Raw genomic sequence first — 16,766 nt, 5'->3', positions numbered from 1 at the left:
CGTCAGCAGGAATTTCAGCAGGCATGGTCAGCTTCTGCGGTACACAGGTACGTACGCCGTCAATAGCCTTTACGGTTACGGTACGGTTTTCTGTTGCCATTTTCTCCTGAGCCTTCAATGCGGCATATTTGCCTGCGATTTCAGCTTCTTCGGATACAAAGTCAACCAGGTCATGTACGTGTACTACGTTGCCGGCAGCAAAGAAACCGTCTAAGCTGGTTTCACGATGCTGGTCAACAACCGGACCGTTGGTCAGCGGGTTCATTTCCAGATCAAGGCCGCGGGACAGCTCGTTCTCAGGAATCAGACCTACAGACAGCAGTACGGTATCGCACTCGATATCAAATTCGGTACCCGGAATCGGAGTCATGCGCTCATCAACCTTAGCAACGGTGATACCGGTTACGCGCTCTTCACCATGGATAGCAACGATAGTGTGAGAGAGGTACAGAGGAATATCATAGTCGTTCAGGCATTGAACGATATTACGGGTAAGACCGTTGGAGAAGGGGCAGATTTCCAGACAAGCCTGAACCTTGCAGCCTTCCAGGCTCATACGGCGGGCCATAATCAGACCGATATCGCCGCTGCCGAGGATAACGATTTTGTGACCCGGCAGATAGCCTTCCATATTAACCATACGCTGAGCAGCGCCGGCAGTAAATACGCCTGCAGGACGCTCGCCCGGAATACGGATAGCGCCACGGGTACGCTCACGGCAGCCCATGGTCAGGATAACAGTTTTGCCTTCCAGCTTCAGTAAGCCTTTTTTCGGATTAACGGCAATAACGGTTTTATTGTTTTGTACATCTAATACCATGGTATCAACCAAGGTTTCGATTTCAGGTTTATCAGCAACGAGCTCGATGCAGCGATGTGCATAGCCGGGGCCGGTCAACTCTTCCTTGAAGTGATGCAGACCGAAGCCATTGTGAATGCACTGTTGCAGGATACCGCCGAGTTCGCGGTCACGTTCGATAACAACGATTTTTTTAGCACCATTCTGCCATGCGCTGTAAGCAGCAGACAGACCGGCAGGGCCACCGCCAACAATAATTACATCATATAATTGGTTCATTATTATTCCTCCCCGCCATCTGCAGAATATTTTTCGTAGAACATATTGGAATCAGTACGTTCTTTTAATACTTCGGGAACAGAAATGTTCAGCTCGCGTGCCAGAATCTGGGTAACACGCGGACCGCAGAAGCCACCCTGGCAACGGCCCATGCCTGCACGGGTACGGCGTTTTACACCGTCAACAGTGCGTGCGCCTACAGGAGAATTGATTGCTTCTACAATTTCGCCCTCGGTAACGGTTTCGCAACGGCAGATTACGCGGCCGTACAGATTGTCTTCGGCAATCTTGGCAGCCTTTTCATCAGCAGTCATATAGTTGAATGCTTTATGCTTCGGCAGAGCAGCCTTGAAGTCAGCCTTCTTGGCAGCACCGCTTACACGGGCAATTTCGTTGGCAATCAGCTCACCTACAGCAGGAGCTGCGGTCAGACCGGGAGATTGCATACCGGCAGCATTGTACAGGCCTTCAACCTTTTCGGAAGGACCAAGTACGAAGTCACCGGTGCTGGAAACGGCACGCAGGCCGGCAAATTCGGTAATAGCTGCGCCCATCGGCAGGTTCGGAATCAGCTTCTTGGCAGAAGCAATGATTTCATTCATGCCGGCAGTGGTAACAGCCTTATCTTCTTTGGAATCCTGCTCATTAGCGTTAGGACCGATGAAGGTGTTGCCGTGGGTAGTAGTGCAAACCAGAATACCTTTGGATTTTTTGGTCGGGGTGGGGAATACCACGCCGTAAACCAGGCTGCTGCAGGCAGTCTTATCAAACAGAATATATTCGCCCTTACGCGGAGTGATGGTGAAGGTATCATCACCGGCCAGCTTAGCGATTTCGTCAGCATAAACACCGGCAGCATTAACCACATATTTAGCAGCAATAGTGCCTTTATTGGTTTCTACACCGGTAATTTTGCCGTCTTCCTTAACGAAGCCCAGTACCTTGCAGTCGCGGATAACTTCTGCACCGTTTTGTACAGCGCATTGAGCGAAAGCAATAGCAGCACCGAACGGCCAGCATACGCCGGCACTCGGAGCCCACAGAGCACCCTTGACAGTGGTCAGGTTAGGCTCCTTCTCAAGAACTTCTTCTTTAGACAGGATTTGCAGGCCTTCAACGCCGTTCTTTTTACCGCGTTGCAGCAGCTCCTGCAGAGTCTGCATTTCCTCGTCGGTGGTTGCAGCAACCAGGGAACCGGTCCATTTAATATCCAGGTCCAGTTCGTTTTCCAGCTCGTGGTACAGAGCGTTGCCACGAACGTTGGTAATAGCTTTGAGGCTGCCGGTAGGAGCGTCAAAGCCAGCATGAAGAATTGCACTGTTAGCTTTAGTAGTACCGATAGCGATATCCGGCTCTTTTTCCAGCAGAACGCATTTCAGGTCATACTTGGAAAGCTCGCGCAATACAGCAGTACCTACAATGCCGCCACCAATAACGACTACATCAGCAGATTTTACAAATTCCATTCCGTCACTTCCTTGCTGAATTTTCTCATAAAAATACAACTAAATTTTATCACAAATCTGCAAAAAATAGAAGAGGGAAGCGAAAATAAAAAAGTCCATAGTGGGACATGATATGCCCCAAAGATGCACTATTCTAGTTTTTTGCAAATACTGCTAATGCAATCAAGTAAGTATTGTAGATGACGTCTTTTTAGTTTACTCTTAACCAACGGAATTTCCTTATCTAGTATAGTTCCCATTTCTCTAAACAACGATAAATCTCCCGAACGGAAATCCTTTATATTTCTTATCTCAAGATAGTTATGACTTAAAATAGCATTGATTTTTCTTATATTCACGTTAGGTAAACTAATAAACTTTTTTATCATTACAGAAGCAGGAATACAATTTAACATACTCTGTTTATCTTCTATAATATAACCATCATCCTTTACTAACTCCCTAAAATGTTCAACAAAATCTTCTTCATCATCAAAAACATCTCTATATTTTTGCTTTTTTCCTTCCAGAAAAGTTTTTTCTACAATACTGTAAAGTTCTTTGTTAAATGCATTCGCTTTCGTATTACCACTATTGAAATAATGCCAACTGCTTACATCAAATTCAACCGCTCTAGCTTTTACATTTTTTATAACATTCTCTTTTAATAATCCTATTATATGATCACTATTATCATATAAAGTTTCTATTAAAATAAATAAATTGCTTAAAATTCTCGGGTATAATCCAAGACAATATTGATTTTCCTTAATATCATCTAACACAGAATCCAATCGTTTTTTTGCTTCAATGTCACTATCAAGACAATAAATAGAGTCTATTTTATCAGTATTATTTTTTATATCATTCATTTCGCCTAATACAAATCTCGTTATATCTTCTAAAAGAAGACCCTTGTTTAATGAATAATCATAGATATACTGATTCACATATCTACTTAACCTGATATGATTATTTATATTAAAGTCTATCATGTCTTTGGCAAAACCATCTGATGAAAACGGCTTTACTACTACATCTCTATCTTTAGGAATAAAAACATCACTCATGCCAAAATCTTTATACATAATAGAAACTGAAGTAACATTACATAAAACTAGTGCGATATATCGGGAGTAATATTTCTTGTCTACTTTAGCATCATCAAAAGCTAATTCTATTTCATGCTCAAGCTCTTTGAATCTCTTTAAAACAAAAATTAAAGTTCTCAAATTATGGGAGCCTACCCTAGAAAATAACTCTAAAACTTCACTTTTATATTCAATTAAGCAATCATAACAATATGATTGTTTACCAACTATATTATCTAATATTTTTCGATAAACAGTTGATAAATCTGCAGCATACTTAATTGTAAAACCAACAACTTTTTCTTTATATAAATTATAGTCATCTACTAAGATTTTTTCCTCTATATTGTTTACTGCTTTCTTACTATTTAAATTTTCATCATCTTTTTCTGCTTTTTTCAACAATGCTACTTCATTACAAACAATAATCACTTTCGCATGATTCTGTTCGACCATCTCATCAAATAACCCTAATAATTCTATTTTATCTATTACAGAACGTTCAAAATCATCAAATATGAATACATAATCAGAAAAATTTATAGTATTTTTTTGTATATCACTGAAAAAAGCCTTGGCAGTATCACCATTAGGAACTAACTTCAAGCCTTTATTTATAATACCAACAAAGACTGATGGTATCTGAGAAACCGAAGAACTTGCTTGTTTATTTGATATTTTAAGACCTATATTCATCTCAGCTCGTTTTTGCGCTCTTTTATTGGAATAAATGTTTAACACATGCATAGTAATAACATTGATCAAATCATCTACGCATTTTATTCCAAATAAGGAAATATAAATTACTGCTTTCCTGTCTTCTTCCAATACTGGTATTAACTCATTTTTTACAAAGTATGTTTTTCCAGATCCCCAACTGCCATTCAACATAACAGCATAATCAGAATAACATTCATTAATATACACTTTTATTCCACTAATTATTTCTTGTTGACTTGCAGACATTTTATCACCTCTGACTTATAATCGAAAAGCCTAACCTGTAAAAAGAAACTTCTACAAGCTAGGCTTATTTAACTATTGCTTGGCAAGCTTAGAGAAACCATTATATGTCGAAAATCCTAACATAAAAATTGCTATCTCCATAATCATATCTTTGTCTTCTACATTACTTGCAGCAAGCCTTAATTCATCATATACAGTATCATGTGGTACTAAATTGTTCCCATTATTATCGACAACTTTTTGAATAACGGTAGGGAGTACCATACAAAGTTTAAAAAATGCATCTTCCTGACCAGTAACTAACTCATAAAACTTATCTATACTTACACGCCTGATAAGCTTATGTCCAACCCTTTGTCCGTCAACAGTTGTTTCCCATTTTATATTTTGGGATTTCTTAGCTATAGCTTCCACTAAAAAACATGCACAATCATCATCTTTCAATAATTGGTTCTGCATCTTGATAAAAGTTTTACCAGCAGCAGATGAGTTCATAGTATTATGTTTATTTTTCATTTCAACATAAACTGTATGCACACAAGAACCATCAGGTAATATTATTCCTTCTGGATTTTTATAGATAACATCCCAACCACCTTCAGTGCCATTATCCGGTACATGGCATTTGTCAATATACTGAAATATACGTTGATGAAAATATCCAATATCATTATTGTTTGATTTATCCCGCTGTCTGAAAATCTCATTACTGATAGTTTCTTTCCAATCAGCTTGGTAAACTGTCTTATCGAAAATCAATTTAACAGGGTCAATAATATTTTTATTGAACCGTTGTACATCAAATGATTTTAATTTATCACCATATTTTTCAATGGTATCTTGAACATGCTTAGTAAAATCCTCTTCTGTAATAAAGCTTAAATCCCAAGTCATAATCTTTCCAATGCCTCCTTGATTTTCAAACCAACTTCATAAGCCAAATTTACAGGTACAGCATTACCAACCTGTCTATATTGTGAAGCAACACTGCCACAAAACTTCCAATCATCAGGAAATGTTTGACAACGCGCATTTTCACGAACAGTAAATGGTCTTGCTTCTAATGGATGACATCTATCTGTCTGTTTTTGACTAGGTGATGTAAGTACCGTAAGAGAAGGTTCATCAAGACTCATTCTTCTCAATATTCCTGTTCTGCCACCCTCCATATCCCAACAGCTTTTCATATACTCTTTAGCTATCACAGGATCAATATCACGCCAATAACCACCAGGCGGTACTAACTCAAAAATTTTAGTTTTATATTCAGAATACAACGAACCTTCACTTTTAGGACAATCTAATAAAATATCTCTTAGAACAGGCTTATACTCATGTTGTTTTGGGAATTCAAAATATACTTTCCCCAACAAATCATTGCGTATACCTATAGTTATTAATCGTTCCCGTTTTTGAGGTACGCCATAATTCCAAGCATTAAGAACTTCTTTTTGAATGGTATAACCAGCTTGCTCAAAGATAGCAGTCATAGTTTCATAAGTTTTACCTTTATTATGGCTCAATAGACCTCTGACATTTTCAAACAAAAACATTTTAGGCTGTAACTTTTCAAGAAACAAAGCATAATGATAAAAAAGAGTACCACGTGCATCCTCTAAACCTAATCGTTTTCCAGCATAAGAAAATGCTTGACAAGGTGCACCGCCAGACAACAAATCTAGAGCTCCTTTTTTTAAGCCAAAAAAATCAGTTAAATTTAGTGATGATATTTTAGCAACATCACCTTCAATAACATTCCAATATGGTCGATTTATACGCATTGTTGCACACGCATCTGCGTCAAATTCATTTAACGCTAACGTGTGAAAACCTGCTTTTTCAATGCCGAGCGCTAAACCACCAGCACCAGCAAATAACTCTATTGTAGTAAGCATCCTTACCGATTATCCCCCTTAAATATTATTGTCTAAAACTTTTCCTTATTGAAATATAACGAAGCACATCACCGACACAATTAGGCAAGTTTTTCTGAATATCATCTTCCCAAAACCGTAAAACAATCCACCCATTATCTCTTAATTCAATAGTATTTTCCAAATCACGTTCTACATTACGCCTAATTTTTTCATTCCAATAACTAGAATTATGCTTTATAGGACGTTTCTGCAGATCTTTACCATGCCAAAAATTGCCATCACAAAACACAGCAATCTTATATTTTGTAATTACTATATCAGGGTGACAATCAAAAACCTTAAAATTTTTTCGGTATCTAATACCTTTATGCCACAATGCTTTTCTTAGGCGCACCTCTATACCAGTATCAGAACCTTTTATTGATTTCATTATCTTCGAACGCTTAATGGTTGTTTCCAGCTTCATTATATTCACCACACAAGTTGTGTTTGCTTATATATTTTACCATATGTTTACAATTCTTTCGAGCAAACGAACTGTGAAATAGCATATAAAACACAAAAAAGCTGCTGCCATTTCAGTCTTACCGTAAGCAAAACTAAAAATGGCAACAGCCTGAAATTCTATTCTCTCTTCTTCACAAACCATCTCAGCGGCAGCTTCTGCTCCAGCCAGCCGATAAAGATATCCGAAAGCGGTGTCAGCAGAATCCAGCTTAAAACAAGCAGGACAAAGGAAACGGAGCCTACGAAAACATCAGTAAACCAATGCGCACCGCCAATAATACGTGGCAGAGAGAAAATAATAAATACAGCCAGCGCTTTAACAAAAGCGTCCTTGCCGATATATTTCCACATATACACAGCAAATATCAACAGCATCATGCCATGGTCACCGGGGAAGCTGCTGCCGGAGCGGTCCTTGGCAGGCCAGCCGCTCAGCTGGCTAACCCAGTTTACATTATGATACAGCTGGTCAAAATAAACGGAAGCACTCACACGGTCAATCGGCAGCAGCTTATCAAACTGCTTAATAATTACCGCGCTCACCAGCATGGCAACGCCGATACAGAACAGCCAACGCTTGCCTTCAACATTGCTTTTGCGATAATAGCTGTAAAAAATCGCCAGCATCGCCACAAACGCCACCACATCAAAGGCACGCAGATTAACAAAAGCGATAAAATAAGTAAAGGCCGTTCCCTGCGCCAGCTGCTGGTTAAAGAAATAAAAGACACTTTGGTCCAAAGCCAGCCAAGGTCCGTGATAGCCGGCGTTAGGGGTGCTTGCCAGCCAGCTTCCCAAAAGCAGTGCGCCCAGGATATTACAGATAATTATCCAGATCAGGTTATTTTTCTTCATATAGTCTCCTCGTATTTCAATATCACTGTTCCTCAGATATCACCTAAAGTTCAGTTAACAAATTTACGTAAATATGATACCATATTCTTGAGGAATATATAAGTCTTTTATGGAGATTTTTACTGTCAGCTTCCAAAGGAGAGAGAATTATGCGCAAGCTGCTTTTACTGTTAACATGCTTACTGATGTGCTGCTACAGCGCGCTGGCGCTCGCTGCAGATAAAACTAAGACTGCCGATGATCCGGACGCAATCAAACCGATTGCAATCATCAGCGCTGCCGAAATGAACGAACGCTTGCAGACAGGCAATAGTGACGACCTGCTATATATAAAAAGCAAAGAAGACAGGGTAGAGGTTTACCAAGGTCTGGCTGCCGACCGCTCTTTGCGTAAGCAGCTGATTTTAGCCATGCCCAATACAGAAATGCTGCGCTTATATACCAATAACAAGGATACCTTTGCGCAGATGAATAAAATGCTCAGCGATTACGAAAGCTCCAATACAAACTTCAACGGCTATAAAATTATCACCGATAAGGATACACCGAAAAAGCTGGAAAACGGCGGTAAAATCTATCGCCTGTGGTTCATGAAGATTGAACGCGAAAAGCAAAGCCGCAGAGGTGGCTGGAACTTCCCGATCGGCATAGGTATCGGCATCGGCGGCGGCCATCACCACCACGGTCCATGGATTGGCGTAGGGTGGTAAGAAATATACCTTATATAATGAAGAAAAGCACGGGTATCTGCCCGTGCTTTTTTGATGTATGTAAAGCTATAGCCTTTTATCTATATCAATATATCGCTACATAAATATTAAAACGCAGGCTCAATGGTTCCTTTATATTTATCGGCAATAAACTTCTTCACAGCCTCGGACTGATAAGCCTTCACAAAAGCCTTATAAGCCTCTTTATCCTTATCCTTGTTGCGGGCAGCAATAATCATTACAGCCAGCGGCTCGTCCTTAGGCTCAAGGAAGATATTCTGCTTTTTAACATCCAAACCACCGCTCATTACATAGTTCATGGTAATAGCCGCAGCATCTACATCAGCCAGACTGCGCGGCAGCTGTGCTGCCTCCAGCTCCTTAAATTTCAGATGCTTGGGATTATCGACAACATCCTTCGGTGTAGCCTTCATGCCAACGCCATCCTTCAATTTCAACAAGCCGGCACGCTGCAACAGCAGCAGACCGCGGCCGCCGTTTGTCGGGTCGTTAGGAATAGCAATCGTTGCACCGTCAGGGATATCCTTCACATCATGCACCTTATCGCTGTAAATGCCCATGCGCATTAAAATAGCGTTGCCGATGGGCACAAGGTCAGTCTTATTAGTCTTGTTAAAGTTATCCAGGAAGGGCTTATGCTGATAGCTTACCAAATCCAGCTCGCCATCTGCCAAAGCTTTGTCCGGTGTAACATAATCCGAGAACTCCACAACCTGTACCTTCAGGCCACTTTTAGCTGCTTCCTTGGCTGCAGCCTCCACAACCTCGGCATGCGGACCGGCGGTAGCACCAACCTTAATCGTTGTTTGAGCCTGTTTGTCACCGCCGCCGCAGCCTGCTGCCGCCAATGCCACTACAGATAATGCAATAACCAATAATTTTTTCAACATAATTCATCGTCTCCTTTGCAAAACTAAAATAAAAAAAGCCTTCGTTTATCCATACCGCATTTTCATTATGCAGTAAGGGACGAAAGCAAACTTCGTGGTACCACCCAATTTCACCGCTACCTCACGATAGCAGCCTCCTCAAGTACGCCGGACTAAGCCATTAATACTTCAGCACTGTAACGGGTGCGCCCGGACGACCTAAACTTACGCTTCAGCCAATCAGCTCCAAGACCATCTTCGGCAAAGTCTCCTGCGCTTCCTTTTATATCCCGGTCTGGAAAATCATCCCGGTTATGAAATCAACAAAGCGCAGACCACCGGCTTCGGCGGCATGATTGCCTTTGCTGTAGACAGCGCCGAAACAGCACGCCAAATTTTGGAAGGCGTCAAGCTCATCAAATTTGCCGAAAGCCTTGGCGGTACAGAAAGCCTGATAACCTATCCGATTCGCCAGACGCATACCGACCTTACTGCCGAAGAATGTGCCGAAAAGGGGATTACGGATTGTCTGCTGCGCTTCTCTACAGGCATTGAAGCAACGCAGGATCTGATTGACGATTTGGCACAGGCCTTTGCCGCAGTAGAATAATTTATACGAATAAAGTTTGGTGATACGTTATGACTAAATATGATTTTGACAAGACAATCGACAGACGCAATACAGACTGCCTAAAATACGATTTTGCCATCCAGCGTGGCCGTCCGGCAGATGTTTTACCTTTTTGGGTAGCAGATATGGATTTTCCTATTGCCCGGGAAATACAGGAAGCACTTGTTGAACGCTGCCAGCATGCTATCTTCGGCTATAGCGAAAGTACAGAAGCATATTTTCACGCTGTCCGCGACTGGTATACTAAGCATTTTAACTGGAGCCCCAAAACAGAATGGCTCACCAAAACTCCCGGCATAGTTTTTGCCCTTGCTATGGCAGTAAAGGCCTTCACCCAAAAAGGTGAGGGCGTACTTGTACAGCAGCCGGTTTACTATCCTTTCAGCGAGGTTATCGAAGATAATGAGCGCAAGCTGATTAATTCACCGCTCATTCTGAAAAGCGGTCATTATGAAATGGACTTTGCCAATTTGGAAGAAAAAATCGTCGCTAACAATGTTAATTTGATGCTTTTATGCTCACCGCATAACCCCGTAGGCCGTGTCTGGACACGCGCTGAGCTGCAAAAAGTGGGCGATATCTGCCTTAAGCATGGTGTAATTACCGTAAGTGATGAAATTCACGGTTATTTCGTCTGGGGAAATAACTCTCAGACAGTTTTTGCCAGTTTAGGAGCAGTATGAGCAAAATTGCGTAATCTGCACTGCGCCCAGCAAAACCTTCAATATTGCCGGTCTGCAGGTATCCAATATCTTCATTCCCAACAAAAATTTACGTCGCCGCTTCCGCAAGCAGGTAGCGGCAGCAGGCTATAGCCAGGTAAACACCTTAGGCCTTGTTGCCTGCCAGGCTGCCTACACTTATGGCGAGGATTGGCTGCAGCAGGCGAAGGCTTATATCGAAGATAACATTAAATTCGTTGATGCTTATCTGAAGCAGAACCTGCCGCAGATTAAGCTGCTCCGGCCTGAGGGGACATATCTGATTTGGCTTGATTGCAGCGCCTTAGGCCTTACAGCTGCCGAACGTGAGCAGTGGCTCTGGCATAAAGCGCACCTCTGGCTCGATGGCGGTGGTATCTTCGGCAAAGAGGGAGAAGACTTTGAACGTATCAACGTTGCCTGCCCCCGTGCGCTATTATTACAGGGCCTTGAGCAGCTGAAGCAAGCTGTTCATGAATTAAATTAAATTTATTAATTCTATTTTTTCTACGATGTAACTGAAAAAACTGCTGCCTTCTTTGTAGCAAAAGTGAAGGCAGCAGCTTATTTTTATTTTCGCTATACTTTTGCAGGCTCTTTATTTTATCTTGTAAATTGACGTCGATTTGTATATAATGCAGATAAGCTATTCTATGCTTGTTTGCAGCACTATCCTTATTCAATAGATAAGCATGGTAAAACAAACCTATTTTTAAGCTGTAGCAGAAAATAATAAAATATAATAAACTTGCATTTTGCGCATTTACTGTCAAGCATAGGCGTAAATAAGCAGGAAGGGAGCATTATATGAAGCGTGAACAAATAGCCAAAAATATTGTTGCCGATCTTAAGGAGCTGGCAGCCTTAACCTCTGATGCAGACGGTGCACACCGCATTGCCTGGACACCGACATTCAAGAAAGCAACGGAATGGTTTGCTAAAAAGATGCAGGCCGCAGGTGCTGAGGTATGGACAGATGCCGCAGGCAACAGCTGGGCCAAATTTGCCGGCGAAAGCGAGGAGTGCATTGTTATCGGCAGCCATCTCGATTCCGTACCTGACGGAGGCTGGCTGGACGGCGCTTTAGGCGTTGTAGCAGGCATGGGTATAGGTGCCTACGGTCTGGCAGACAAAAAGCCTGCCAAAACTCTTTACGTTGTCGGTTGGGCAGATGAGGAGGGTGTAGCCTTCGGCAAAAGCTGTCTTGGCAGCAGCGCTGTCAGCGGCATCGTCACAAGCAAGGATGTGTTGCCCTTAATCCATCAGGAAAACGGCCGCAGCTTCAGCGATGTCTGGCAGGAATACGGCCTTGATGCCAACAGAATAGGGGAGGCACACACAGCCTTTGCCAAGCTGCCGGTTAAAGCTTACCTAGAGCTGCACATAGAGCAGGCACCGCTGCTGGCTTTAGCCAAAAAAAGCGTAGCCTGCGTTTACGGCGTTTGCGGCTGCAACCGCCAGTACATCACCTTCCGCGGGCAGCAGGGACACTGCGGTTCTCCGGTTGCTTTGCGTCAGGATGCCTTTATTGCGGCAGCGCAGACCACCCTTGATTTACGTGAAATTGCCCTCAAATATGATTCCTATTGCACTGTAGGCAATATTGAGGTCAAGCCTGACCTGACTACTATTTCTCCTGGCTATTGCCGCATTTCGCTGGACCAGCGCAGCATTAAGCCGGAAACAATGCAAACGATAGTTGCAGAAGCCAAGGCTGCGGCGCAAAAGCATGCGCAGGAGGGCAGGCTCACTGTGGAATTTGAGCCTATCTGGCATGCTGACCCGATACTGTTTGATGAGCAGCTGGTAGAGGACTGCAACGCTGCCGTAGAGGAGGAAACAGGTGCAAGACACAGCATGTATTCCGCACCGCTGCATGATGCCGTGCCTCTGAATGCCGTTGTACCTTCGGTAATGATGTTCGCCCAATCCGATCCCGGCATTTCTCACTGCAAAGAAGAAAATACTCCACAACCGCAGCTGGAGGAGGCAATCCGTGCCTTCATCCGTCTGGCAGAAAAAGAGCTGAGGACAAGCTTTGCAGAGTAAGCACTAAAGCCCGCTGCAACCTTGCAACAAAGTAATTTTATATTTTTATACGACAAAAGCAGCTTCTGCGATGCAGAAGCTGCTTTGCTTTTTATACGGCATATTTATTTTATTAAATCCTTCAGTCCGCGTATCCGCATTACCTTCCAGGTAAAGCACAGACTGCGCAGCGACTGATCCAAAAACATCGATACCCAGGCGCCCACAATACCCAGCTTGCAATAATAGATAAAGAAAGCCGTCATCAATGGACGCAGAACGGTAATCAGCACAAAGGAATAGACGGCAACGGCAGTAGTCTGACCGCTGCCACGCAATATACCTGCAGTAATAATCGTATGCCCCTGCGGTATGCAAACTGCTGCCACCCAGAACATTACCGTCTCACTGAGAGCAAGTGCCTGCGCATCCTGCGAATAAACGCTGAAAATCGGCACGCGTGCGGCATACAGAATAATAAAAGAGGCAACGGAAAGTCCCAGGCCCCATTTAAAGCCTATACTGCGGCAGCGCTTCCAGTTTGCATAATCAGCGGCACCGCGCATTTGCCCGGCAAGCACCATATTAGCCTTACCGAAGCCGAAGATAAAATCATAAGAAAAATCGCAGATATTATAGCAAATGCTGTGTACTGCATAGGGCAGAGTACCAAGACGCGCAGTCATCCAGCCATAGGCCAGCATACCGATGCGTTCCGCACCAAGCTCACTGAAAACACCGCCGAATACCGGCATAAATTCCCGCCAAAATACTTTGTCCGGCAGCTGCAGCAGACCATCACTGAAAAAGCCCTCATGCTTCATAATCCAGACGGTGATACCAAGAGTACACAGAGAGCCGATAATCGTGCTGATTGCCGCACCACGCACACCCCAGCCGGCAAAGCTGCCAAAGCCTGTAATGAGAAAATAATTGCAGACGATATTCACTACATTGCCAACAATATTGCTTTTCATAATAGCGCTTGTCCGGCCTACACCCAACAAGGTTCCTTGCAGCAAGAGTGACAGTGAGTTTAGCAGTACTGCAGCTACGGCAATATTGCCGTAAGACAGCGCCAGCTCCAGATAATCGCTCTGCGCACCCATCAGCACCACCAGCTTTTCAAAAAAGCCATAGAAAAGCAGATGCAGTACTACAAGCAGGATACTGCTGACGGTAAAGCTCTGTCGCAGCAAAACCTTTATGGCAGAATATTGCCTGGATCCAAATTTATTGGCCGTCAGTATAGTAACTGCAGATGCCAGTGAACGCGATACTGTCAGCAGTACCAGGCGCAGCGGCAGAAAAATACTCACTGCTGCTATAGCCTTGGCACCCAATACGCCTACCATAATCAAATCAGCCGCAGCCAGAAAGGTCATAAAAATGCCCTCCAACGCAGCGGGGAGGGCAATACGCAAATATTTACCTGTTAATGAATCATTAAAGCTCTTCATTTTCTAGAAAACATATACGTTAAAACAAATAAACAAATTTATTCAGCATCCTCTTCATGATGAATTGCTGCCAGAGAAACAACCTTGTCATCATCGTTCAAGGTCATCAGCTTTACACCCTGGGTATTACGGCCATATTGGGAAATCTGGTCCACATCGGTGCGGATAATCAGACCGGCCGCGGTAATCATCATGATTTCCTGCGCCGGGTTAATAACCTTCATACCAATCACAAGACCGGTTTTTTCGGTAATCTTCATGTTGATGATACCTTTGCCGCCGCGAGTCTGCTTACGATATTCCTTAACCTCAGTACGCTTGCCCATGCCGAATTCGGTTGCCGTCAGTACCTCGGAATCCTCATCGGAAACGCTGTCCATAGCTACAACCTCATCGCCATAGTTGAGGGAAATACCCTTTACGCCATGTGCGGTGCGTCCCATGGTGCGTACATCCTGCTCATCGAAGCGGATGGCAATACCGTTACGGGTTGCCAGGATGATTTCGCTGTTGCCGTCAGTCAGTTCAACACCGATCAGATCCTCATCATCGTCCAGATTAATAGCAATCATGCCATTCTTGCGCACGCTTTCCAGATCCTTGAGGTTGATTTTCTTGACGGTACCCTTATTGGTAGCCATAAACATGTACTGTTCTTCTCTGAACTCCTTCACCGGAATAACAGCCGTAATCTTTTCGCCAGGCATTAAAGCCAGCAGGTTGATAATAGCTGTGCCCTTGGCTGTGCGGCTTGCTTCGGGGATTTCATAGCCCTTCTGGCGATATACACGGCCACGGTTGGTAAAGAAGAGAATGTTATGGTGGGTGGTAGAGAGGAAGAGATGCTCTGCCGAATCATCAATCTTCTTGCCGCTGCCGCCGGTTTTGCCTACGCCACCGCGTTTTTGGCTGCGGAAGTTGTCGAGAGTCTGGCGTTTGATGTAGCCCTGATGGCTGATGGTTACAACGATATCCTCCTCGGCAATCAGGTCCTCAATATCCATTTCGGAGCTGTCGATGGAAATTTCGGTACGACGCTCGTCACCGAAGCGCTTCTTCATTTCCTGCAGGTCTTCCTTGATAATGTTCATAACCTTATGCTCATCTGCCAATACGCTTTCCAGCCAGTCAATAGTTTCCAGCAGGTCGGCATATTCTTCGTCAATCTTCTTACGCTCCAGACCGGTCAGGCGCTGCAGACGCATATCCAGAATAGCCTGTGCCTGACGTTGGCTCAGCTTAAAGTTTTCCATCAAAGCGGTGCGGGCAATTTCTGCTGTCGCGCTGCCGCGGATGGTGCTGATAACAGCATCAATATTATCCAGGGCAATCTTCAAGCCCTCTAAGATGTGAGCTCTGTCCTTGGCCTTGCCCAGCTCGTAGCGTGTACGTCTGGTAATAACGTCCTTCTGGTGCTCCAGATAATATTCCAGCACCTGCTTAAGGTTCAGGACACGCGGCTGGCCGTTAACCAGTGCCAGCATGATGATACCAAAGGAGCTTTGCAAGGCGGTATGCTTGTACAGACGGTTCAGAACAACGTCAGGAACAGCATCACTCTTCAGCTCAACAACAATCTTCATACCGTCCTTGAGGCTGGAGAAGTCATCAACCTTGGTAATGCCTTCGATTACGCCGTCCTTAGCCAGGTTAGCAATATCCTTTATCAGATTAGCCTTATTAACCTGGTAGGGGATTTCGGTAATAACGATATGGTGCTTGCCCTTGTTGGCAGGCACAATTTCAGCCTTGGCACGGATTTTTACTACGCCGCGGCCGGTGTTATAAGCGCTGGTAATGCCTTCCTTGCCCAAAATGCAGGCACCGGTTGGGAAGTCAGGGCCTTTGATAGCCGTCATCAGCTGCGGAATTTCTACATCAGGGTTATCAATCAGCATAACAAGGCCGTTAACAACCTCACACAGATTGTGCGGCGGAATGTTAGTAGCCATACCAACTGCGATACCGGCACTGCCGTTAATCAGCAGAGCAGGGACCTTGGAAGGAAGTACGCTGGGCTCCTTTAAGGATTCATCATAGTTAGGTACAAAATCAACTGTATCCTTTTCGATATCCTCGAGCATTGCCTCAGCAATTTTAGCCATACGCACCTCGGTATAACGCATTGCTGCCGGACTGTCGCCGTCAATACTACCGAAGTTGCCATGGCCGTCTACCATCAGATAGCGGGTAGAGAAATCCTGCGCCAGGCGCACGATTGCATCATATACAGAACTATCACCATGCGGGTGATATTTACCTAAAACGTCACCGACGATACGAGCGGATTTTTTATATGGCTTCGTCGGAGTCATGCCTGCCTCCTGCATTGCGTATAAAATACGGCGATGTACAGGCTTCAGACCATCGCGGACATCAGGTAAAGCACGTTGAATGATAACGCTCATCGCATAATCGATGTAGGATTTTTGCATTTCCTCTTCGATGTATACGGGAAGAACTTTACCAGTGGTATTTTCTAAATCCACTTTATCACCTTTCCTTTACAAAAAACAATATTACAACC

General features: G+C 43.8%; 12 protein-coding genes and 2 pseudogenes. 4 read left to right on the top strand and 10 right to left on the bottom strand.

The window, feature by feature from the left end; translation table 11 throughout:
* The 7 genes from BN587_RS05330 to BN587_RS05300 all read right to left on the bottom strand — a co-directional run.
* Positions 1-1,078 (bottom strand): NAD(P)/FAD-dependent oxidoreductase (locus BN587_RS05330; protein WP_303684860.1); only part of this gene is annotated, 1,078 nt, incomplete at its 3' end.
* A 2-nt stretch (positions 1,079-1,080) separates the two neighbouring features.
* Positions 1,081-2,544, bottom strand: coding sequence for an NAD(P)/FAD-dependent oxidoreductase (locus tag BN587_RS05325; protein ID WP_021720110.1), 1,464 nt, complete (start codon positions 2,542-2,544; stop codon positions 1,081-1,083).
* 128 nt (positions 2,545-2,672) lie between these two features.
* Entirely contained in the window at positions 2,673-4,580 is a 1,908-nt protein-coding gene (locus BN587_RS05320; protein WP_021720109.1) for a P-loop NTPase fold protein, read from the bottom strand.
* Between the two features lie 72 nt (positions 4,581-4,652).
* Positions 4,653-5,474 carry an Eco47II family restriction endonuclease gene (locus BN587_RS05315; RefSeq protein ID WP_021720108.1) on the bottom strand — a complete coding sequence of 274 codons (822 nt, stop codon included), beginning with the start codon at positions 5,472-5,474 and terminating at the stop codon, positions 4,653-4,655.
* On the bottom strand, positions 5,471-6,475 hold the full coding sequence (locus BN587_RS05310) for a DNA cytosine methyltransferase (protein ID WP_021720107.1): 1,005 nt from the start codon (positions 6,473-6,475) through the stop codon (positions 5,471-5,473). Before BN587_RS05310 ends, BN587_RS05315 begins: the two co-directional genes overlap by 4 nt.
* A 25-nt stretch (positions 6,476-6,500) precedes the next feature.
* Positions 6,501-6,923 carry a very short patch repair endonuclease gene (locus BN587_RS05305; RefSeq protein WP_021720106.1) on the bottom strand — a complete coding sequence of 141 codons (423 nt, stop codon included), beginning with the start codon at positions 6,921-6,923 and terminating at the stop codon, positions 6,501-6,503.
* Positions 6,924-7,081: 158 nt separating this feature from the next.
* Positions 7,082-7,819, bottom strand: a complete 738-nt coding sequence (locus tag BN587_RS05300; protein WP_021720105.1) for a phosphatase PAP2 family protein — start codon at positions 7,817-7,819, stop codon at positions 7,082-7,084.
* A 149-nt stretch (positions 7,820-7,968) separates the two neighbouring features.
* On the opposite strand from BN587_RS05300, the gene BN587_RS05295 reads away from it, so the two are divergent.
* On the top strand, positions 7,969-8,529 hold the full coding sequence (locus tag BN587_RS05295) for a hypothetical protein (RefSeq protein WP_021720104.1): 561 nt from the start codon (positions 7,969-7,971) through the stop codon (positions 8,527-8,529).
* Between the two features lie 107 nt (positions 8,530-8,636).
* Here BN587_RS05295 and BN587_RS05290 read toward each other — a convergent pair whose 3' ends face one another.
* Complete coding sequence (locus BN587_RS05290; protein WP_021720103.1) at positions 8,637-9,440, bottom strand: MetQ/NlpA family ABC transporter substrate-binding protein; 804 nt, start codon at positions 9,438-9,440, stop codon at positions 8,637-8,639.
* Between the two features lie 259 nt (positions 9,441-9,699).
* Here BN587_RS05290 and BN587_RS05285 point away from each other — a divergent pair.
* From BN587_RS05285 to BN587_RS05275, 3 genes and pseudogenes are all read left to right on the top strand, one after another.
* Positions 9,700-10,029 (top strand): annotated as a pseudogene (locus BN587_RS05285) (PLP-dependent transferase); the annotation flags it as partial.
* Positions 10,030-10,058: 29 nt separating this feature from the next.
* Positions 10,059-11,238: pseudogene (locus BN587_RS12200) on the top strand (MalY/PatB family protein).
* Between the two features lie 320 nt (positions 11,239-11,558).
* The gene (locus tag BN587_RS05275; protein ID WP_021720100.1) at positions 11,559-12,800 is read left to right on the top strand and encodes a hydantoinase/carbamoylase family amidase; all 1,242 of its coding nucleotides are present in this window, start codon (positions 11,559-11,561) and stop codon (positions 12,798-12,800) included.
* 104 nt (positions 12,801-12,904) lie between these two features.
* Here BN587_RS05275 and BN587_RS05270 read toward each other — a convergent pair whose 3' ends face one another.
* Complete coding sequence (locus BN587_RS05270) at positions 12,905-14,239, bottom strand: MATE family efflux transporter (RefSeq protein WP_021720099.1); 1,335 nt, start codon at positions 14,237-14,239, stop codon at positions 12,905-12,907.
* Between the two features lie 38 nt (positions 14,240-14,277).
* Positions 14,278-16,728, bottom strand: a complete 2,451-nt coding sequence (gene gyrA / locus BN587_RS05265) for a DNA gyrase subunit A (protein WP_021720098.1) — start codon at positions 16,726-16,728, stop codon at positions 14,278-14,280.
* Positions 16,729-16,766: the final 38 nt, after the last annotated feature.

It is taken from the genome of Phascolarctobacterium succinatutens CAG:287, from assembly GCF_000434895.1.
Lineage (GTDB): Bacteria > Bacillota > Negativicutes > Acidaminococcales > Acidaminococcaceae > Phascolarctobacterium_A > Phascolarctobacterium_A succinatutens_A.
This window is presented reverse-complemented; position numbering and strand designations above follow the sequence as displayed.